This window comes from Brevundimonas vesicularis, assembly GCF_044807075.1.
Lineage (GTDB): Bacteria > Pseudomonadota > Alphaproteobacteria > Caulobacterales > Caulobacteraceae > Brevundimonas > Brevundimonas vesicularis_G.
On the sequence record NZ_CP085234.1, the window covers coordinates 2,640,375 to 2,659,163 of the forward strand.

Annotated in this window: 20 protein-coding genes; 12 read left to right on the forward strand and 8 right to left on the reverse strand. The window is 65.8% G+C overall.

All coding sequences use genetic code 11. The features are described from left to right. Nucleotides 1–44 precede the first annotated feature (44 nt). The 3 genes from LG306_RS13305 (at nucleotide 45) to rpmG (ending at nucleotide 1,428) form a co-directional block, all read left to right on the forward strand. Nucleotides 45–761, forward strand: coding sequence for an NUDIX hydrolase (locus tag LG306_RS13305; RefSeq protein ID WP_404415336.1), 717 nt, complete (start codon nucleotides 45–47; stop codon nucleotides 759–761). Nucleotides 762–763: 2 nt separating this feature from the next. Further along, nucleotides 764–1,174, forward strand: coding sequence for a DUF5990 family protein (locus LG306_RS13310; protein WP_404415339.1), 411 nt, complete (start codon nucleotides 764–766; stop codon nucleotides 1,172–1,174). Nucleotides 1,175–1,260: 86 nt separating this feature from the next. Continuing rightward, the gene (gene rpmG / locus LG306_RS13315) at nucleotides 1,261–1,428 is read left to right on the forward strand and encodes a 50S ribosomal protein L33 (RefSeq protein WP_003164451.1); all 168 of its coding nucleotides are present in this window, start codon (nucleotides 1,261–1,263) and stop codon (nucleotides 1,426–1,428) included. A 73-nt stretch (nucleotides 1,429–1,501) separates the two neighbouring features. Here the strand turns inward: rpmG and LG306_RS13320 are convergent, their stop codons facing one another. Continuing rightward, nucleotides 1,502–2,863, reverse strand: coding sequence for a PleD family two-component system response regulator (locus LG306_RS13320; protein ID WP_404415343.1), 1,362 nt, complete (start codon nucleotides 2,861–2,863; stop codon nucleotides 1,502–1,504). Further along, entirely contained in the window at nucleotides 2,860–3,225 is a 366-nt protein-coding gene (locus tag LG306_RS13325) for a response regulator (protein WP_164952723.1), read from the reverse strand. Before LG306_RS13325 ends, LG306_RS13320 begins: the two co-directional genes overlap by 4 nt. A gap of 106 nt (nucleotides 3,226–3,331) precedes the next feature. On the opposite strand from LG306_RS13325, the gene LG306_RS13330 reads away from it, so the two are divergent. Genes LG306_RS13330 through LG306_RS13340 form a run of 3 tightly spaced genes read left to right on the forward strand, consistent with a single transcriptional unit; the run spans nucleotide 3,332 to nucleotide 6,681 of the window. Continuing rightward, complete coding sequence (locus LG306_RS13330) at nucleotides 3,332–4,600, forward strand: DNA polymerase IV (protein WP_404415346.1); 1,269 nt, start codon at nucleotides 3,332–3,334, stop codon at nucleotides 4,598–4,600. Between the two features lie 8 nt (nucleotides 4,601–4,608). Beyond that, on the forward strand, nucleotides 4,609–5,904 hold the full coding sequence (gene pncB, locus LG306_RS13335; protein ID WP_404415349.1) for a nicotinate phosphoribosyltransferase: 1,296 nt from the start codon (nucleotides 4,609–4,611) through the stop codon (nucleotides 5,902–5,904). Between the two features lie 36 nt (nucleotides 5,905–5,940). Further along, on the forward strand, nucleotides 5,941–6,681 hold the full coding sequence (locus tag LG306_RS13340) for a polysaccharide deacetylase family protein (protein WP_404415351.1): 741 nt from the start codon (nucleotides 5,941–5,943) through the stop codon (nucleotides 6,679–6,681). A 120-nt stretch (nucleotides 6,682–6,801) separates the two neighbouring features. Here LG306_RS13340 and LG306_RS13345 read toward each other — a convergent pair whose 3' ends face one another. Then, entirely contained in the window at nucleotides 6,802–7,701 is a 900-nt protein-coding gene (locus LG306_RS13345) for a hypothetical protein (RefSeq protein ID WP_404415354.1), read from the reverse strand. Between the two features lie 105 nt (nucleotides 7,702–7,806). Here LG306_RS13345 and LG306_RS13350 point away from each other — a divergent pair, with 105 nt between their 5' ends. Both LG306_RS13350 and LG306_RS13355 read left to right on the forward strand, forming a co-directional pair. After that, nucleotides 7,807–8,265 carry a RidA family protein gene (locus tag LG306_RS13350; RefSeq protein WP_017504644.1) on the forward strand — a complete coding sequence of 153 codons (459 nt, stop codon included), beginning with the start codon at nucleotides 7,807–7,809 and terminating at the stop codon, nucleotides 8,263–8,265. Continuing rightward, nucleotides 8,262–9,407: a GNAT family N-acetyltransferase gene (locus LG306_RS13355; protein ID WP_404419735.1), complete on the forward strand. Its 1,146-nt coding sequence runs from the start codon at nucleotides 8,262–8,264 to the stop codon at nucleotides 9,405–9,407. Before LG306_RS13350 ends, LG306_RS13355 begins: the two co-directional genes overlap by 4 nt. A gap of 52 nt (nucleotides 9,408–9,459) precedes the next feature. On the opposite strand, the gene clpA is transcribed toward LG306_RS13355, so the two are convergent. Together clpA and clpS are read right to left on the reverse strand one after the other, a co-directional pair. Next, on the reverse strand, nucleotides 9,460–11,760 hold the full coding sequence (clpA, locus tag LG306_RS13360) for an ATP-dependent Clp protease ATP-binding subunit ClpA (RefSeq protein ID WP_026108343.1): 2,301 nt from the start codon (nucleotides 11,758–11,760) through the stop codon (nucleotides 9,460–9,462). 13 nt (nucleotides 11,761–11,773) lie between these two features. Continuing rightward, nucleotides 11,774–12,103 carry an ATP-dependent Clp protease adapter ClpS gene (clpS, locus tag LG306_RS13365; protein ID WP_017504641.1) on the reverse strand — a complete coding sequence of 110 codons (330 nt, stop codon included), beginning with the start codon at nucleotides 12,101–12,103 and terminating at the stop codon, nucleotides 11,774–11,776. Between the two features lie 138 nt (nucleotides 12,104–12,241). On the opposite strand from clpS, the gene LG306_RS13370 reads away from it, so the two are divergent. Further along, nucleotides 12,242–12,748, forward strand: a complete 507-nt coding sequence (locus LG306_RS13370; RefSeq protein ID WP_404415358.1) for a nuclear transport factor 2 family protein — start codon at nucleotides 12,242–12,244, stop codon at nucleotides 12,746–12,748. Nucleotides 12,749–12,809: 61 nt separating this feature from the next. On the opposite strand, the gene LG306_RS13375 is transcribed toward LG306_RS13370, so the two are convergent. Continuing rightward, the gene (locus tag LG306_RS13375; RefSeq protein ID WP_295172230.1) at nucleotides 12,810–13,301 is read right to left on the reverse strand and encodes a phasin family protein; all 492 of its coding nucleotides are present in this window, start codon (nucleotides 13,299–13,301) and stop codon (nucleotides 12,810–12,812) included. 275 nt (nucleotides 13,302–13,576) lie between these two features. Between LG306_RS13375 and LG306_RS13380 the strand changes: the two genes are divergently transcribed. The 3 genes from LG306_RS13380 to LG306_RS13390 all read left to right on the forward strand — a co-directional run bounded on the left by LG306_RS13380 (nucleotide 13,577) and on the right by LG306_RS13390 (nucleotide 17,101). After that, a complete protein-coding gene (locus tag LG306_RS13380) occupies nucleotides 13,577–15,067 on the forward strand; it encodes a serine hydrolase (RefSeq protein ID WP_404415362.1) in 1,491 nt (496 codons plus the stop codon). 62 nt (nucleotides 15,068–15,129) lie between these two features. Then, nucleotides 15,130–16,215: a PA0069 family radical SAM protein gene (locus LG306_RS13385; protein ID WP_404415365.1), complete on the forward strand. Its 1,086-nt coding sequence runs from the start codon at nucleotides 15,130–15,132 to the stop codon at nucleotides 16,213–16,215. Nucleotides 16,216–16,258: 43 nt separating this feature from the next. Continuing rightward, nucleotides 16,259–17,101 (forward strand): alpha/beta hydrolase family protein, encoded by an 843-nt coding sequence (locus tag LG306_RS13390; RefSeq protein ID WP_404415368.1) that lies wholly within the window; start codon nucleotides 16,259–16,261, stop codon nucleotides 17,099–17,101. On the opposite strand, the gene LG306_RS13395 is transcribed toward LG306_RS13390, so the two are convergent. Next, nucleotides 17,098–17,493, reverse strand: a complete 396-nt coding sequence (locus LG306_RS13395; RefSeq protein WP_404415371.1) for a hypothetical protein — start codon at nucleotides 17,491–17,493, stop codon at nucleotides 17,098–17,100. The two genes, LG306_RS13390 and LG306_RS13395, sit on opposite strands and share 4 nt — an antisense overlap. A gap of 2 nt (nucleotides 17,494–17,495) precedes the next feature. Next, nucleotides 17,496–18,740: a class I SAM-dependent RNA methyltransferase gene (locus LG306_RS13400; protein ID WP_404415374.1), complete on the reverse strand. Its 1,245-nt coding sequence runs from the start codon at nucleotides 18,738–18,740 to the stop codon at nucleotides 17,496–17,498. Between the last annotated feature and the right edge of the window lie 49 nt (nucleotides 18,741–18,789).

Sequence of the window (18,789 nt, forward strand, 5' to 3'; positions counted from 1 at the left end):
GATCCGGCTTGATCGGCGGTTGTGGTCCAGTCCAGCATGGACCCGTGCCCCGCTCCCAGTCCAGCTTCTTCGACGCCGCCCAGGACCTGACCGACGCCCCGCGTGTCGGCGGCGCCCAGCGGCCGAAGGACGCCGCCACCCTGATTCTCACGCGCGGCGGCGATCGGCCCGAGGTGTTGATGGGGCGCCGCGCGCCCGGCCATGTCTTCATGGCGTCGAAATGGGTCTTTCCGGGCGGGCGGATCGACCGTAGCGACTTCACCGCCGCCAGCGCCGCCGACCTCTCGCCCGACGCGGCAAGGCGGTTAGAAGGCGAACTGCCCGCCCGCCGCGCCCGCGCCCTGGCCCTGACGGCGGTGCGCGAGACCTTCGAGGAGACTGGCCTGATCCTGGGCCGCCCCGCCCCCGCCGCCCGCGTCGCCGGGCCGTGGTGCGAGTATCGGCAGGCGGGCGCCCTGCCGGACCTGTCGGTCCTGTCCTACATCGCCCGCGCCATCACCCCGCCCGGTCGGACGCGCCGCTTCGATGCTCGCTTCTTCATGGCCCCCGCCGACGCCCTGCTGTCGCCAGAGCCGACTGCGGGATCAGGCGAACTGGACGAGATCGCCTGGTTGCCATTGGACCAGGCCCGCACCGTGGACCTGCCCGCCATTACCCGCTTCGTGTTGGGAGAATTGGCCGAACGGCTGGAACAGCCGAACCGCCCCCTGCCCTTCGTCCGCATGGTGCGCGGACGCCATCTGGTCGATCACAGGAACTGAACATGGCCGGAACCCCGATCACCCTGCGCCTGACCACCGCCGATCCGCTCGCCGGCGTCGCCTATAGCCTGCAGGACAAGGCCAACGCCCCGGTCGATCCTCGCATCGCCGGCGACGGTCGGATCAGTTTCGACGTTCCGGTCACCCTGTCCGACGACGATCGCCTGACCGGCTCCTTCGTCCGGCGCGAGGGACCGACCCGCCGGTTCGTCTATCTCGCCATCGGAACCTCGGCCGGTCAGCACAGCGAATGGACGCGTCGCGCCAAGATCGACGTCCACGACATTCCCTCCGCGCTTCTGGCCCAGGCCCGCGCCGGTCAGACGCTGGAGGTGATTCTGCCCGGCCGTGCCCGCGACGGCGGCCCCGCCTGCGCCACTGTGAAGCCAATCCAGCCCTGGAAGGCCGTATGAGATTGGCCCGTTGACTTTGGAGCGCGGCTGAGTATGTTCCGCGCCTCTTATTTTAAGCGGCTTTCGCCGTCGCAGAGGTAATTCCGATGGCCAAACCGGCTTCCATCAAGATCCGCCTGAACTCCACGGCCGACACCGGCTTCTTCTATGTCACCAAGAAGAACGCCCGCACTATGACCGAGAAAATGGTCGTCAAGAAGTACGACCCCGTCGTGCGCAAGCACGTCGAGTTCAAGGAAGGCAAGATCAAGTAAGGCCTTGATCCGCTGAGAATTGAAAACGCCCGGCTGGTCTCCAGCCGGGCGTTTTTCGTTGTGTCGAAGGGGGTCAGGCCGCCTTGGCGATGACCTTGTTGCGGCCGGCGGCCTTGGCCTCATAGACCCCCTCGTCGGCGCGCTTCAGCAGGCCTTCAGGGGTATCGCCGTCGCCGGTCGTGGCGGCCACGCCGATCGAGATGGTGATGGTGATCTGCTCCTTGCCGCCCATGACGCGGAAGGGCGCGGAGGCGACGTCTCGGCGAATCCGTTCGGCGACGCGGCCAGCATCTTCCAGACTGGCGCCCGGCATGACCACCACGAACTCCTCGCCCCCCATGCGGCACGGCAGGTCCACAGCCCGGACATTGGTGGCCAGGCGCACGGCGAACTCCACCAGCACCTCGTCGCCAGCATCGTGGCCGAAGCTGTCGTTGACCGACTTGAAATGGTCGATGTCCAGAACCAGCACGGCAACTTGCGCCCCGCCCTGGGCCGCGCGGCCCACCAGCGCCTGCAGCTGGCCGGTCATGTAGCGCCGATTGTGCAGGCCGGTCAGGGCGTCGGTGACGGCCATTTCCATGCTGCTGTCCAGCTTTTGGCGCAGGAAGTCGGTGTAGCGTTTGCGCCGAATCTGGGTGCGAACGCGCGCCGATAGTTCTTCGGTATCGACGGGGCGCGGCAGGATGTCGGCGGCGCCCAGTTCCAGCGCCTTGATCATGCGCGGCCGTTCGGTCGGCTCCACGATCGCCAGGATCGGCGCGCGGCGCGCATCGCCCGACTTGGCTTGGGCGACGATCCGAAGGCCGTCGAAGCTGGCGGCGGCGACGTTGACGATGATCAGGTCCAGCGCCCCCTTGGCCGCGACCAGCGCCGCCTCGGGATCTGTTTCGATGGTGACGCGATGTTCGCCGACCAGTTCCTGGGCGATCTTCTCAGCCTGACGCTGGTCGTCGTCGACGATCAGAACCCGCCCGCCCTCGCTGCGCAGTCGCGCGGCATTGTCCGAATCGACGCCCAGGCGACGGCCGCTTTCCTCGCGCTCGCGCAGTTCGTCCATGACGTGCTTCAGCCGCGTCAGCGACTTGACCCGCGCGAACAGGATGACGTCGTCGATGGGCTTGGTCAGGAAGTCGTCGGCGCCGGCCTCAAGCCCCTTGATCCGATCCTCGCGCCCGTCCAGCGCCGTGACCAGCACGACGGGGATATGGCGCGTCTCGGCCTGGGCCTTCAGCCGTCGGCACGTCTCGAACCCGTCCATGCCAGGCATCATGACGTCGAGCAGAATCAGGTCTGGCTGGTGCTCGGAGGCGATGGCCAGGGCTGACACGCCGTCGTTGCAGGTCAGCACATCGTAATATTCGATGGTCAGCTTGGCTTCGAGCAGGCGGACGTTTACGTCCACATCGTCGACGACGAGGATACGGGCGCTCATCCGAGGTGCTGCCGGATGGTTTCGAGAAAATGCATGACCGAGATCGGCTTGGAGATATAGGCCTCGCAACCGCCCTGACGGATCCGCTCCTCATCGCCCTTCATGGCGAAGGCGGTGACGGCGATGACGGGGATGTGGTTCAACTCCTCGTCGTCCTTCAGCCATTTGGTGACCTCCAGGCCTGAGATTTCCGGCAACTGAATATCCATCAGGATCAGGTCGGGATGATGGGCGCGCGCCAGGGCGAGCGCCTGCAAACCCTCGCGGGTCTGCAGGGTCTCATAGCCCTGGGAATCGAGCAGATCATGAAAAAGCTTCATGTTCAGCTCGTTATCCTCGACGATGAGGACTTTCTTGGACATCATCACCTGACCTGCGCGCCCCTCGAACGCGGGACGCCTCGTTGGTCGCATTCGTAGGCGGCCAGTCTTAAGTTGGGGTGAAGCCAACCTTACGGAGACCTTAAGCGTGGCCATCAAGGCCATCTGTCGCGACTGCCTGTGGACCGGCGAAGATCCCGCCGGGCCGCGCGAGAACCGCTGTCCGGCGTGCGGATCGCGGCGCGTGGTCGCAGACCCCGAACTGGACCAGTTGTCGATCGCCCACATGGACTGCGACGCCTTCTACGCCTCGGTGGAGAAGCGCGACCGGCCAGAGTTGCGCGACAAGCCGGTCATCGTCGGCGGCGGAAAGCGCGGTGTGGTTTCCACCGCCTGCTATGTCGCGCGCCAGTATGGCGTCGGCTCGGCCATGCCGATGTTCAAGGCGCTGAAGGCCTGTCCCGAGGCCGTGGTGATCCGGCCGGACTTCACCAAATACGTCTTCGAATCGCAGCGTATTCTGGGGGCGTTGGCGCAGCTGACACCCCTGATCCAGCCGTTGTCGCTGGATGAGGCCTGGGTTGATCTGTCGGGCACAGAGCGGCTGAACGGCGGCCCGCCGGCGCTGCAGTTGATCCGCTTTCAGAAACAGATCGAGGAGGAAACCGGCCTGACCGTCTCCATCGGCCTGGCGCCCAACCGCTTCCTGGCCAAGATGGCGTCGGAGATGGACAAGCCGCGCGGGTTCTCCGTCGTCGGCGCCGCCAACGCCCAGGCCCTGCTCGCGCCGCGCCCCGTCACCGCCCTGCCCGGCGTCGGGCCTGTGTTCGGCAAGGCATTGCGCAGCGACGGCTATTCGACCATCGGCGATCTGGCGCGGGCCGACGTGCGCGACCTGGTCAAACGCTACGGCGAATCCGGTCTGCGCCTGCACGATCTGGCCCATGCCCGCGACACCCGGGCCGTGAACCCCGAGCGAGATCGCAAGGGGATGAGCGCCGAAACGACCTTCAACGAAGATCTGATTTCTGCCGAGGCGCTGGAGGCCGAGCTGTGGCCCCTGTGCGAGAAACTGGCGTCCAAGGCCCGGCGCGACGGCGTCGCCAGCCGGGTGCTGGTGCTCAAGCTGCGGCGCACTGACTTCAAGATCGTGACCCGACGCGTCACCCTGCCCGACCCGGTGCAGACCGCCCGCGCCTTGTTCGCCGCGGGGCGCGATCTGCTGAAACCCGAGCTGGGCCGCCCCTATCGCCTGATCGGCATCGGCATGGCGGATGTGCAGGACGCCGAGGACGCGCCCGCAGGCCTGTTCCAGACCACCGAGACGCGCGCCTTGAAGACAGAGCGCGCCATCGACGCGCTGCGCGAAAAATTCGGCAAGGACGCGGTGGTGGCGGGCCGCGCGCTGAAGCCGTAGGACAGGGCATGGATCTCGCCAAACGCGCCTATGACCATGGCTTTCGCCTGGACCCGATCGTCCGCAGCCTGTTGGACACGGACTTCTACAAGCTGCTGATGCTGCAAATGATCTGGCGCGAGCATCGCGACGTGCCGGTCGTCTTCCAGGTCATCAACCGCACCAAGACGGTGCGTCTGGCCGACGAGATCGATATCGACGCCTTGCGCGAACAGCTGGATCACGCTCGCACCCTGCGCTTCACCAACAAGGAACTAGTCTGGCTGGCGGGCAACAGCTTCTATGGCGTGAAGCAGATCTTTTCGCCCGATTTCATCGCCTGGCTGACCGATTATCGCCTGCCGGACTATGACCTTTCGGTTCAGGACGGGCAGTATGTGCTGACCTTTTCGGGCGCTTGGGCCGAGGTGACGCTGTGGGAAATCCCGGCGCTGGCGATCCTGAACGAGCTGCGCTGCCGGGTCGGGATGCGGCGGCTGGGCCGGTTCGAACTGGACATCCTGTATTCGCGCGCCAAGACGCGGCTGTGGTCCAAGGTCGAGCGACTGCGGCTCTTGCCCGACCTCGCCTTGTCCGACTTCGGCACGCGGCGGCGCCACGGCTTCCTGTGGCAACGCTGGTGCATTCAGGCCTTGAAGGAAGGGCTGGGCAAATCCTTCATCGGCACGTCCAACGTCCTGCACGCCATGGAGAACGACCTTGAAGCCATCGGCACCAATGGCCACGAATTGCCGATGGTTCTGGCGGCCCTGGCGCCCGACGACGCCGCGCTGGCTCAGGTTCCCTATGCGGTGCTCGACGAATGGCGCAGGCACTATGCGGGCAATCTGCTGATCGTCCTGCCCGACGCCTTCGGCACCGAGGCGTTTCTGGAGCAGGCGCCCGATTGGGTGGCGGACTGGACCGGTTTTCGTCCCGACTCGGCCCCGCCCATCCCGGCCGGCGAGCGCCTGATTGACTGGTGGCGCGCGCATGGGCGAGACCCAAAGGAGAAGCTGCTGATCTTCTCGGACGGCATGGACATTGACGGGATCGAGGCGACCCACGCCCATTTCCACGGCCGCGCCCGTCTCAGCTTTGGCTGGGGCACCAATCTGACCAATGATTTCCGCGACTGTTCGCCCGCCTTCGCGCCGGAACTGGAGCCGATCTCCCTGGTCTGCAAAGTGGTTGAGGCCGACGGTCGTCCCGCTGTCAAACTGTCGGACAATCCGGCGAAAGCGGTCGGCGATCCCGTTGAGATCGAACGCTATCGCCGTGTCTTCGGCGTGCGCGGTCTGACGGCCCAACCCGTCACGGTCTGAAACCCGGCCTTAAGCCCATCGTGCGACAAGGCGGGCATGAGCGCCTTTCTCGACAAGATGCGTCGCCGCGCCGGCCGCTATCTCGATGTCCGTCGTGCCGACGTGCGGCCCGCGCGCGGTATCCTCAGCCTGTCGTTCGACGATATCCCGGCATCGGCCTGGACCGAGGCCGGGCCGATTCTGGCCCAGCACGGGGTCAAGGCGACCTACTATGTCTGTGGCGGCCTGTCGGGCGGTCGCAATCTGGACCTGCCCCAGTTTGAGGTGGAGCACCTGCAAGCCCTCCATGAGGCTGGGCACGAAGTCGGATGCCACACCTATGAGCATGTCTCGACCCTGACCCTGTCGCCGACCGAACTGGACGCCAGCCTGGCCCGCAACGCCGCTTGGGTGGCCGAGCGGCTGGACGGATACGAAATGCAGACCTTCGCCTATCCGTTCGGCGACTGCGCCCTGGGATCGAAGGCCGTAATCGACCGGCGCTTCCTGTGCGGGCGCGGCGTGCGCGACGGGATCAACAGCGGCCGCGCCGACCGCAATCTGCTGCAGGCCATCGGCCTGGAGAGCCGTCGCCTGCCCGGCTACGACCTGGAGGCGCTGGTGGCGGAAACGGCGGCGTCCAAGGGCTGGCTGATCGCCTACGGCCATGACGTCAGCGACGCCCCGACGCCCTATGGTTGCCGTCCCGAGGACATCGATCGGCTGATCCGACTGGCCAAGGCGGCCGATCTCGACATTCAGCCGGTCGCGGCGGCGTGGGAACGCGCGACCCGCTAAAACGCGTCACCCTCGGGCTCGACCCGAGGGCCGGACGTTCCGCCGCATTATTTCAAGGGGTAACGCACAGCCCGATCCGCATCCGATCCTCGGGTCGAGCCCGAGGATGACGGAGGTGAACTAAGCGGCCTCCTTGCGCCGATCCGCCCAGGCGATCAGTTCTTTGCGAGGCCAGATCATCAGCCATGATCGGGCGGTGTATTCTCCGCTGTCGATCAGCGCCTTCCTCGACGCAGACGCCGTCGCCGCCCGTTCGGTGTGAATCTCGCCCGGTCCTTGGTGGACCATGAAGGCGCCGCCCTTCAGCGGGTTCAGGCGCAGGTGCGCCAGGCGGGGGCTGATCTCTGTCAGGGGCGGGTCATAGAACCAGCTGGAGCCGATCATACCGGCCAGTTCGGGCCGCGCGCGGCACAGCTCGGCCGCCGTGGCCCAGGCCTCGTTCCAGCCGTCCTCGTTGAAGCCGCGTAGCCAGCGGCTCTCGGTATGGACCTCCAGCCAAGGCTCGCGCTTGGCGCCCGCTGCCAGATAGCGGAACAGCGGTTTGACGCCCCAGCCGTCGAGGACGTGTTTGACGATCTGTCCGGGTCCGACCGGCGACGACAGGTCGATGACCTGGCTCTTGGCGCCCGGCACGCTGAGCGCCAGGGTGAAGCGCACGTCCTTGGACCAGTGATCGAAGACGTAGTCGCCCTCGGCCTTGTCCAGAAACGCCGCCAGCTGTTCGATCCAGTAGGGATAGAGGGCCATGACTTCGGCCGGCAGGTTCATCGCCGCGGCTCGGTCGGGCAGTTGCAGCGCCCAGGCGGCGACCAGGCCGCGACGCACATCGTCGGACGCCTCAGCGCCCAACAGCGCATCCACCGCCTTGGCCGGCATTTCGAAGTCCCAATGCGGCGCCGCCTCGGCGGCCTTTTGCGCGGCCGGGATTACGGCGGCGTCCACACGCGCGCGGTCGCCGGGAGACAACCGCGCCAGCACGGCATGGAAGGCGGCGACGTTGGGGGTCAGATGCATATCCATGATCGCACCATGACACGGCGCGGTTGGCGAACCTTTAAAGCGCGCCGAACGGGTGACGCCGCCCTTGCCCCGCGCTAAACCGCGCCCAGATAAATAGGAGCCCCCATGAGCATCGAAGCCCGCATCGCCGAACTCGGCCTCACCCTGCCGGAACCCGCCAAGCCGGTGGCTAGCTATGTCTCTTATGTCCGCTCGGGCAATCAGGTCACCATCTCGGGTCAGCTGTCGAACGACGCGAACGGCGGGATCAAGGGCACGGTCGGCGTGGACGTGACGCCGGAGCAGGCGCTGGAAGCCGCGCGTCTGTGCGGTCTGAACCTGATCGCCCAGATCAAGGCCGCCTGCGATGGCGATCTGGACCGGGTGGTCCGCATCGTCAAGTTGGGCGGCTTCGTTCAGGCCGGTCCCGACTTCACCGCCATTCCCGCCGTCATCAACGGCTGCTCGGACATGATGGTCGAGGTCTTCGGCGACGCTGGCAAGCACGCCCGCTCGGCCGTCGGCGTGTACAAGCTGCCGCTCGGCTTCGCCGTCGAGATCGATGCGATCGTGGAGATCCGCTGATCTTTCAGATCTCGGTTCACGAAGGGATCGCCGACATCGGCCGAGAGGCCTGGGACGCGTGCGCCCTGCCCACCGGCGATCCCTTTGTCTCCTATGATTTTCTGCACGCGTGCGAGGCCTCGGGCAGCGCCGCGCCGCGCCAGGGCTGGGCCCCACGCCACCTGGCTCTGAGGGGTGAAGACAACGCGGTATTGGGCGTCATGCCCCTCTATCTGAAGGGCAACAGCCAGGGCGAATATGTCTTCGACCACAGCTGGGCCGACGCTTACGAACGGGCCGGCGGCCGGTATTATCCCAAGCTGCTGGGCGCCGTGCCCTTTACGCCCGCGACCGGCCCGCGCTTCCTGAACCATCCCGAGACCGACGCCGCGACGGTGCGTAAGGCCCTGATCCAGGGGGCGGTGACCTTGGTCGAACGGCTGGGCGTCTCGTCTCTGCACGTCAACTTCCCGACCGAGCCGGAATGGTCGGCCATGACCGAGGCGGACCTGCTGCCGCGCCAGGACATCCAGTTCATCTGGCGCAATAACGGCTATCGGACATTCGACGAATTTCTGGCCGCCCTGTCGGCCAACCGCCGCAAGACCATCAAGCGCGAGCGCCGCGACGCCCAGGCCGATCTGGATATCCGCGTCCTGACCGGCGCCGACATCACCGAGGCCCACTGGGACGCCTTTTTCGCCTTCTACATGGACACAGGCTCGCGCAAGTGGGGTCGGCCCTATCTGACGCGCGACTTCTTCAGCCGCATCGGGGCCACCTTGGCCGACCGCATCGCCCTGGTCATGGCGTTTCGGGATGAGACGCCCATTGCCGGCGCCCTGAATTTCATCGGCCGCGACGCCCTTTACGGTCGTCAGTGGGGCACGCTGGAAGACGTGCCGTTCCTGCATTTCGAGCTTTGCTACTATAAGGCTATCGAATTCGCCATTTCGCGTGGCCTGTCCCGCGTCGAAGCCGGGGCCCAGGGGGACCACAAGATCGCGCGCGGCTATCTGCCCTCCCCCGTCTATTCCGCCCATTTCATCGCCGACCCCGCCCTGCGCGATCCCGTCGCCCGCTATCTGGACGGCGAACGCCCGGCTGTCGCAGCGCAGATGCGGGCGATGACCGAAGAACTATCGCCCTACAAGCAGGTATAGAAAAAGGCCCGGCTTTTTCCAGCCGGGCCTTTCGCCATCACCTTTTCGAGGATCAGGCCGTCTCTTCTTCCTCGGCTTTCGCGGGCGCGCTGGCGCTCGTGATGTCGAAGTCGATCTTCCCGTCCTTCAGCTGGACCCTGACGTGTCCGCCGCGCGTCAGACGCCCGAACAGGATGTCGTCGGCCAACGGCTTCTTGATCGAGTCCTGGATGACCCGCGCCAGCGGACGCGCGCCGTACAGTTCGTCGAAGCCGTTCTTGGCCAGCCAGTCGGCGGCTTCGTCGGTCAGTTCGATGGTGATGTTGCGGTCCGCCAGCTGGGCTTCCAGCTGCAGGATGAACTTCGTCACCACCGAGCGGATCGTGTCGGCCTGCAACGGCTTGAAGGCCACGATGGCGTCCAGGCGATTGCGGAACTCCGGCGCGAACAGGCGCTGGATGGCCTTGTCGTCCTCGCCCTCGACCTTGCCCCGGCCAAAGCCGATGGAGGCGCGGGCGTTGTCGGCGGCGCCGGCATTGGTGGTCATGATGAGGATGACGTTCCTGAAATCGACCTTCTTGCCGACCGCATCGGTCAGCATGCCGTTGTCCATGACCTGCAGCAGGATGTTGTAGACATCCGGGTGCGCCTTCTCGATCTCATCCAACAGCACGACGGCATGCGGATGCTGATCGACGGCGTCGGTCAGAAGCCCGCCCTGGTCATGGCCGACGTAGCCGGGAGGCGCGCCGATCAGACGGCTGACCGTGTGGCGCTCCATATATTCCGACATGTCGAAGCGCTGCATCTCGATGCCCAATGTGGCGGCGAGTTGCTTGGCGACCTCGGTCTTACCGACGCCGGTCGGGCCGCTGAACAGGAAGCTGCCGATCGGCTTGTTCGGGTCGCGAAGACCCGCCCGCGCCAGCTTCATGGCCGCCGACACCTGTTCGATGGCCTGTTCCTGACCGAAGACGGCGCGCTTCAGATCGGTTTCCAACTCGCGCAGGCTTTCCGTGTCGGACTTGGACACCGACTTGGCGGGGATGCGGGCCATCTTGGCGATGACGGCCTCGACTTCCTTCTGACCGATGACCTTCTTCCTCTTGGATTCGGTCAGCAGCATCTGCGACGCCCCGGCCTCGTCGATCACGTCGATCGCCTTGTCCGGCAGTTTGCGGTCGGTCATGTAGCGCGCCGACAGCTCTACCGCCGTGCGCACGGCGCTGTCGGTGTAGCGGACCTTGTGGTGCTGCTCGTAGTAGGTCTTCAGGCCCTTCAGGATCTTCACCGTATCCTCGACCGTCGGCTCGTTGACGTCGATCTTCTGGAAGCGACGCACCAAGGCGCGGTCCTTCTCAAAGTGCTGGCGATATTCCTTGTAGGTCGTCGATCCCATGCAGCGTAGCGTGCCGGACGCAAGGGCCGGTTTCAGCAGGTTCGAGGCATCCATCGCCCCGCCCGAGGTCGCGCCCGCGCCGATCACCGTGTGGATCTCGTCGATGAAAAGCACGGCGTTGTCGTGGTTCTCCAGTTCCTTGACCACCTGTTTCAGGCGTTCCTCGAAGTCGCCGCGATAGCGGGTGCCGGCCAGCAACGCGCCCATATCGAGCGAATAGATGGTGGCGTCCTTCAGGACGTCGGGCACTTCGCCGTTGACGATCTTACGGGCCAGACCTTCGGCGATGGCGGTCTTGCCGACGCCGGGGTCGCCCACCAGAAGCGGGTTGTTCTTGGTCCGACGGCACAGAATCTGGATCGAGCGATCCACCTCGGCCTGACGACCGATCAGCGGGTCGACCTTGCCCTGGCGCGACTTCTCGTTGAGGTCGACGCAATAGGCTTCCAGCGCCTCGCCGCCCTGTTTCACGGCGGAAGCATCCTCGGCCTCTTCGGGCGAAGCGCCCTTGGCGGGACGCGCCTCGTTGGCGCCCGCCTTCTTGGCGATGCCGTGGGCGATGAAGTTGACCGCGTCATAGCGCGTCATGTCCTGCTCTTGCAGGAAGTAGGCCGCGTGGCTCTCGCGCTCGGAGAAGATGGCGACCAGCACGTTGGCGCCGGACACTTCCTCGCGGCCGGACGACTGGACGTGGATCACCGCGCGCTGGATCACGCGCTGGAAACCGGCGGTCGGCTTGGCGTCCTCACCGTCGCTGGTGGCCAGGGCGGCCAGGTCGTTGTCGACATAGAGGGTCAGCGCCGCTTTCAACGCCGACAGATCGACATTGCAGGCCTGCATGACGCCGGTCGCATCGGGATCGTCGATCAGCGCGAGCAGCAGGTGCTCAAGCGTCGCATACTCGTGCCTGCGCGCATTGGCGTATCCCACCGCGCGGTGCAGGGTTTCTTCGAGAGGACGGGAAAATGAAGGCATAGGGAGGCTCCTCTCAGTCCTTTTCCATCGTGCATTGCAAAGGGTGCTGGTGGCGGCGCGCCGTCTCGATGACCTGCGCGACCTTGGTCTCGGCGACCTCGTAGGTGAAGACGCCGCAGACGCCGACGCCATGCTGATGCACATGCAGCATGATGCGGGTGGCCTCTTCCCGGCTCTTCTGGAAGAACCGCTCCAGCACATAGACGACGAATTCCATCGGCGAATAATCGTCGTTCAGAATCAGCACTCGATAGAGCGAGGGCTTTTGCAGCTTCGGCTTTGTTTCGGTGACGACGGCGGTTCCTTGACCGCCGCCGGTCTCACCGGGCCTTTGTATGGGCATTCGTGTTCCGTAATCGGGGAGTCGTCTTGGCTCTCAGATAGGGAATGATGGCCTGAATTGAAGCGGCGTCCAGTCACGGCTTTCGTGAAGGGCGTCTGACAAAGATTTCACGTGATCCAAGGCGGTCAACGGCTCAGGTTGAACGCCTCAGTTGAACAGCTCTCGATCGCCATGCCCGCCGCCCTCTTCGCCGCCCTTTCGCTCGCCGCCTTCGCCCAGCCCACGCCGCTGGAAACCGCCGTCATGGCGGCCGACGCCAAACTGTTCGCCGTCTTCTTCGAAGGCTGCGATCCGGCCGGACTTCGGGCCATGCTGACCGATGATTTCGAGTTTTTCGACGACCGCGGCGGGCGTGTGGCCACCGACGCCGACAGCTTTGTCGCGCAATACGCCGCGCGTTGTCAGGACCGCAGCGCGCCCGACCCCTGGCGGACCCGACGCGAGGCTCTGCGAGACGGTCTGGCCGTCTATCCCATCAACAACTACGGCGCGGTCGAAACGGGCGAGCACATCTTCTACGAGCGCAAGGGTGATGGCCCCGAACAGCGCGTGGGACGCGCCCGCTTTACGCAGATGTGGAAACAGGAGGGGGCCGAGTGGAAGCTGGCGCGGGTTTTCAGCTACGACCATTCCGCCCTGCCCTGACAGCAAAAAGGCCCCGGAGCGAACTCCGGGGCCTTCTCGATTCTTCAGGCGGTTCGCGGGATTAGCGAGCGGCCTGGAAGGTTTCGACCGAGGCGGTGACACGCTCGTTGATCGGCTTGATGCTGTCCTTGACCGTGGCGGTGACGATCTCGTTGGTCTTGGTCAGCTCGGCGACATAGCGCTCCATCGACTTCTTGGCCCAGGCGGTCTGAAGCTCGAAGAACTCCTGCACGGAACGGGCGGTCGACAGTTCCTTGGAGGCGGCGACGCCGTCTTCCCACGAAGACTTGGCGAAGCCCAGCGCCTGCTGCGACAGGGCCTCGGCGCCCTTCTGGGCGACAGTGACCGACTCGACCATGGCTTCCAGGGTCTTCTTGCTGTGCGCATTCAGTTCGGCCATCGAGGCCGTCGACTTGTCGATGCCGTCACGGAAGGCCTGCGTGCCGGCGGCCTGCATGGTTTCGGCTTGCGCCTTGACCTTGGCGGCGGCCGAAGTTGCGGCGGCGGTGGCTTGGTCGGCGGTTTTCTTCACGGTTTCAGCGGCGTCGGCCATGATCGTCTCTCCGGTAGAAGGCCCTTGGGGACGGACCTGAGGGCGGAAATAATGACGCGAGAGGATCTCGCAGACCCACAATATGCTGCAAGTGCGAAGGTTTTTCAAGCGTTTTGTGCAATGCACAATATGATCGGCGATAACTTTGATCGGCCGGTCAAATTTGCGTTGACGCGCGGTTAACCACCACGAAACCCGCGCTTCCTATGCTAGCTGTTCGTTCGTGACGGCCGGGGGGCCTGTCGCACCCTGCTCACCGAGGGGTTGTCCCGCCCATGATCGCTTTTCTCCGCCGTGGCCTGTTCGCCGTCCTCGCGCTTTCGCTGGTTCTGGGCGCGAACGTCAGGCCGATCGAGGCCCAGACCGCCTACTCGGCCCAGGAGAACAGCCGCTACGCCGCCATCGTGATCGACGCCGCCACGGGCGAGGTTCTGTTCGCGCGGAACGCCGACAGCCGCCGCTATCCAGCGTCCCTGACCAAGATGATGACGCTGTATCTGACGTTCGAGGCGCTGTCCCAAGGCAAGGCCAATGTGAACGACGTGCTGACGATCTCGCCGCGCGCCGCGTCCCAGCCGCCATCGAAACTGGGCCTGGCTGCAGGCCAGACCATCACCCTGGACAACGCCATGCGCGCCACCGCCGTGCGGTCCGCCAACGACATGGCCCTGGCCATCGGCGAGCACATCGGCGGATCGGAAGCCCGCTTCACCAATATGATGACGCAGAAGGCCGCGCAGCTGGGCATGACCCAGACGCGCTACTACACCGCAAACGGCCTGCCGGACGCACGTCAGGTGACCTCCGCACGCGACCAGGCCATTCTGGCGCGCGCGATCATGCGCGACTTCCCTCAGTACTACAGTTATTTCGGCCTTCACGACTGGGCCTACAACGGCCGCAACTATCGCAACACCAACGGCCTGCTGCCGACCGGGCGAGGCTATGACGGGATGAAGACCGGCTACACCAACGCCTCGGGCTACAACCTCGCCGCCTCGGCCGTGCGCGACGGGCGACGCCTGATCACCGTGGTCCTGGGCGGACGTTCGACCGCCAGCCGCAATGCCCACGTCGCCGAGCTGATGGACACCGGGTTCGAGGTCGAGCGCCGCCGCGCCCAAGGCGAGCGGATCCAGGTCGCGCAGACCTTCTTCGAGCAACGTGGTTTCGGCGTGGGATCGGCGATCGCCGACGCCCCGATCGCCTATGCTTCGGTCAATGACGACGAGGATGGCGTCGGCGCGGAATCCACCGCTGTCGCCTATACGGCCGCGCCGGCGCCCGCCGCCCTGCCGACTCGTGTCGCCCCTGCCCCTTCGGAGCGCGCGGCCAGCCAGCGAACCGCCGCAACCCTGCCGCCCATTGGTTCGGCGCCGGCCGCCACTCCCGCTCCTCGTGCGCACCGCAATGTCACCGCCTCGCTGAACGGCGCGCCGGCCAATGCTGTGGTCGCCCCATCCACCACCCCCCGTCGCTCTGCGTCGTCCTCAACGCGCGAACCCGCCCGCACCGCGCCCCGCACGCCGGCCGGTCGCTGGGCGGTGCAGGTCGGCGCCTTCCGCGAAGAGAAGGTGGCGACCGACTGGCTGACCGAGGTCAACCGCCGCTTCCGCGATCAGTTCGCCACCGCCGAACGCAACGTCCAGACCGCCGGCGACTGGTATCGCTCGCGCTTCGTGGGCCTGACCGAAACCGGCGCAAAGTCCGCCTGCGAAGCGCTGGCCGCGCGTCGCGTGACCTGCATGGTCATCGGCCCCGACTGAGCCCAAGGTCGCGAGAACAAATGTTCTTGCTTTGTTCCTGCTAATGTCGCATCCTCCTTCCCATGGAAACCGCCAAGGGAAGAGGCGCGCGTTCGAATGCCAGCGGCCGATACGAGCCTGAGCAGCATCAGTCGTTTGATGACGGCTGGACGCAGGACGACGCCGAGGCTGCGCCGCTGCGCACCACCCTCACCCCTGAACACGCCCGCACCATCATCGCCCGGAACGACAGTCCGGACATCGGCTTCGACCGCTCCATCAACCCGTACAAAGGTTGCGAACATGGCTGCATCTACTGTTACGCCCGTCCGTCCCATGCCTGGATGGGCCTATCCCCGGGCCTGGATTTCGAGAGCCGGATCTTCTTCAAGCCCCAGGCCGCAAGTCTGCTGGAACAGGCGTTCCTCGCACCCCGATACCGATGCAAGCGCATCCACATAGGCGGCAACACCGACCCCTATCAGCCGGTCGAACGCGATCTGAAGTCGACGCGCTCGATCCTGGAGGTCATGCAGCGGTTCAATCACCCATTCAGCATCATCACCAAGTCGGTTTTGATCGCGCGCGACGCCGACATTTTGGGCCCGATGGGCAAGGCGGGGCTGGCCTCGGCCTTCGTCTCCATCACCACCCTGGATCGTGGGCTGGCGCGGGCGATGGAGCCGCGCGCCTCCACCCCCGCCAAGCGGCTGGAGGCGATCAGCCGCCTGGCGGACGCCGGTTGTCCGGTCGGGGTCGGTTTCGCCCCCGTCATTCCCGGTCTGAACGATCACGAACTGGAAGCCATACTGGAAGCCGCCGCCAAGGCCGGGGCCACGCGGGCCATGTATGTCACCCTGCGTCTGCCGCTTGAGATCAAGGATCTGTTTCGGGAATGGCTGGCCGACGCCCGCCCGGATCGCGCCGCGCGCGTCATGTCCCTGATCCGCCAAACACGTGGGGGCAAGGATTATGACGCCGACTGGTCCCAGCGGATGAAGGGAACCGGTCCTGTCGCCGAACTGATCGGAACGCGGTTCAAGGCCGCCGTCAAACGCTACGGTCTCGACATGCCGCACCGCCTGCTGGACGAAACCCAGTTCCGAGTGCCCGCAGACGCCCGGCCTCAGATGGACCTGTTCGATCTGCCGCTCGACAAGATTGCCTGATCAGTCGCCTTCGGTTTAGCGTCGCAAATCCTTGGGGGATGTCATGATCAAACATCTGTCGGCGACCGCTGCCGCCATTGGCCTGTCCACCAGCCTGGCCGGCTGCCTAACCGTCAGTGTGCCTGAAGGGCAGTTCTTCTATCCCGACACGCGGGTTCAGGCGGAGAAGCTGATTTTGGCTCCCGGCCCTGCCATTCCTGGGGCTGAAAGCCTGTCACTGCCTTTTGCGGGAGGCGCTGTCGCTGCAACCCGCGTGCGGACGGGACGCGCCGACGCACCGCTGATCCTGTATTGCGGGGGCAATCTGTTCCGTCGTGGTGTTTCGGGCGCGCAGGTTGCGGCCGAACTCGCCCCGTTCGGCGATGTGCTGATGTTCGACTATCCCGGCTCCGGCGATACGCCGGGGCAGGCCAGCTTCGCGACCTACAGGGATGCAGGCGAGGTCATCGCGGCGACAGCCCGCGCCCAGGCTGACGCCGAAGGCCGCAGGCTGATCGCCTGGGGGCATTCCCTGGGCGGCCCGATCTGCGCCGAGGCCGCGCGCATCATCCGCGCCGACGCCATAGTGCTGGAGGCGACCACGCCGACCGCCCGTGCCGCCGTTGATTCCATGGTGGGTCTGTGGCGGCCGATCGTCCGCGTTCAATTGGCCGAGCCCCTAACAACAGTGGATGTGCCCGCGACGCTGGACGGCTATTCAGGCAAGGTCGTCGTGCTGGAAGCCTCTCGCGACACGACCCTGCCGCCCGTACTCAGCCGCAAACTTGCTCATGATCTTCGGGCGAGAGGCGTGAACGTCGAGCGTCTTGTGTTCGCGAGAGCAGACCACGGCGACATCCCCTCGCAGCCGGATTTCGTCACTCGCGTCGGCGCAGCTCTGAATTAGTCGTCCGCCGCCGAAGGATCGATGGCGCGCGTGACCAGATCGCGCCAGGTCGGATCGGTGTCATCGACCAGATCGACATCCTCCATCAGGGCCACCGCGCCCTCCCCGTCCGGCAGGATCAGGCCCAGGATTTCCATCTCTTCGCCATCGGCTCCGAGATGGCTTTCGGCCTGAACAGCCACCGCCGCCTGTTCGCCGTCCTCTTCCCACCAGATGACCGGCTGGGGCAGGTCCATGGCGATTGGACGCGGATCGTCGGTCTCGCCCAAGGCGAACACGGCGCGTCGCGCCTGAACGTCGTCCAGCGTCGCCACGGCGCCCGTGAACGGTTTCAGCCGCGTCCAGTCGTCGGCGTCGAAACCGCCGCCGTCCTCTTCGCTCGTGTCGTCCAAGATCATCGTTTGAAAACCCCCACCAGCTCGACGTGCGAGGACCACAGGAACTGATCCACCGGCGTCACCGTCTCCAGGCGGAAACCGGCGTCGATCAGCACCCGCGCATCACGTGCAAAGGTCTGAGGGTTGCACGACACGCCCACGACGACGCCGGCCTTGGTGTCCGCGATCTGAGCCGTCTGGTCGATGGCGCCGGCGCGCGGCGGATCAAACACGATGGCGTCGCATCCCTTCAGGTCATAGGGATTCATCGGCCGCCGAAACAGATCGCGCGCCTCGGCCGTGATGGCCTTCATCCCTTTGGCCGAACCGACGGCGGCCTTCAGCGCATCGATGCCGGGCTTTGACGCGTCCGCTGCGATCACCGGCGCGACCGTGGCCAACGGGAAGGTGAAGGTCCCGGCGCCGCAGAACAAGTCGGCGATCTTCTTGGCGCCCTTCACCGCCGTCAGCGCGCGAGAAACCATCGCCGCCTCGGCCTGAGGCACGGCCTGAAGGAATCCGCCCGCCGGCAGGGACACGGTCGCAGGACCGAACCCTACCCTGGGCTGGCGCGCCATCACCAGGGTGTCGCCCGCTAGGCTGAGTCGCGCTAGGTCGGCCCGGTGCGCCGCCTGGATGGCCTGCATCTGGGCGTCAGCCGACAGCCCGCCGCCCGAGCGCCGTTCGACCCCGGTCACATCAACGTCCAGCCCCGACAGGGTCCAGGTGACGTGCAGGGTCGGCGCGGACTTCGGATGTTCGAAAAAAGCGGCCGCGACCTGGGTCAGCGCCGGAATGGCCGCCACGATCCGAGGATCGGCGACCGGACAGGCCTTCACCTCGACCAACCGCCAGGAGCGTCGCGCCTTGAAACCCAGCACCACCCGTCCATCTTGGGTGCGACGGGCATGAAGCGCCAGGCGGCGACGGCTGGCGGGCGGGGTCGCCACCGTCGCCTCGATCTCGGTCTCGATCCGCTCGCGCGCCAGGGCCAGGCGCACTTGTTCTCGCTTCCAATCCAGATACGGCCCTTCGGACCAATGCTGAAGCGAGCAGCCGCCACAGTCGCCATACTGGGGCGAGACCGGTGCGATCCGGTCGGGGCTGGGCGAGACGATCTCGACATCTTCCAGCCGCCCGTCCACGACGACGCCGCGCACCGTTTCGCCGGGCAAGGTCAGGCCGGCGAAAACTGGACCGGATAGCGTCTGAGCGACGCCGTCGCCCTGGCCGCCGACGCGGTCGATGGTGAAGATGTCCATCGGCGGGCTTCTAGCCGGGCGTCCCCTTTCGCTCAAGCCACGGGGGCGT

What these genes read in the sequence shown, in the direction of transcription:
- LG306_RS13310 (WP_404415339.1), top strand. Translation starts at nt 764, where the DNA reads ATGGCCGGAACCCCGATCACCCTGCGCCTGACCACCGCCGATCCGCTC.
- rpmG (WP_003164451.1), top strand. Translation starts at nt 1,261, where the DNA reads ATGGCCAAACCGGCTTCCATCAAGATCCGCCTGAACTCCACGGCCGAC.
- LG306_RS13320 (WP_404415343.1), bottom strand. Translation starts at nt 2,863, where the DNA reads ATGAGCGCCCGTATCCTCGTCGTCGACGATGTGGACGTAAACGTCCGC.
- LG306_RS13325 (WP_164952723.1), bottom strand. Translation starts at nt 3,225, where the DNA reads ATGTCCAAGAAAGTCCTCATCGTCGAGGATAACGAGCTGAACATGAAG.
- pncB (WP_404415349.1), top strand. Translation starts at nt 4,609, where the DNA reads ATGGATCTCGCCAAACGCGCCTATGACCATGGCTTTCGCCTGGACCCG.
- LG306_RS13340 (WP_404415351.1), top strand. Translation starts at nt 5,941, where the DNA reads ATGAGCGCCTTTCTCGACAAGATGCGTCGCCGCGCCGGCCGCTATCTC.
- LG306_RS13345 (WP_404415354.1), bottom strand. Translation starts at nt 7,701, where the DNA reads ATGGATATGCATCTGACCCCCAACGTCGCCGCCTTCCATGCCGTGCTG.
- LG306_RS13350 (WP_017504644.1), top strand. Translation starts at nt 7,807, where the DNA reads ATGAGCATCGAAGCCCGCATCGCCGAACTCGGCCTCACCCTGCCGGAA.
- clpA (WP_026108343.1), bottom strand. Translation starts at nt 11,760, where the DNA reads ATGCCTTCATTTTCCCGTCCTCTCGAAGAAACCCTGCACCGCGCGGTG.
- clpS (WP_017504641.1), bottom strand. Translation starts at nt 12,103, where the DNA reads ATGCCCATACAAAGGCCCGGTGAGACCGGCGGCGGTCAAGGAACCGCC.
- LG306_RS13375 (WP_295172230.1), bottom strand. Translation starts at nt 13,301, where the DNA reads ATGGCCGACGCCGCTGAAACCGTGAAGAAAACCGCCGACCAAGCCACC.
- LG306_RS13380 (WP_404415362.1), top strand. Translation starts at nt 13,577, where the DNA reads ATGATCGCTTTTCTCCGCCGTGGCCTGTTCGCCGTCCTCGCGCTTTCG.
- LG306_RS13385 (WP_404415365.1), top strand. Translation starts at nt 15,130, where the DNA reads ATGGAAACCGCCAAGGGAAGAGGCGCGCGTTCGAATGCCAGCGGCCGA.
- LG306_RS13390 (WP_404415368.1), top strand. Translation starts at nt 16,259, where the DNA reads ATGATCAAACATCTGTCGGCGACCGCTGCCGCCATTGGCCTGTCCACC.
- LG306_RS13400 (WP_404415374.1), bottom strand. Translation starts at nt 18,740, where the DNA reads ATGGACATCTTCACCATCGACCGCGTCGGCGGCCAGGGCGACGGCGTC.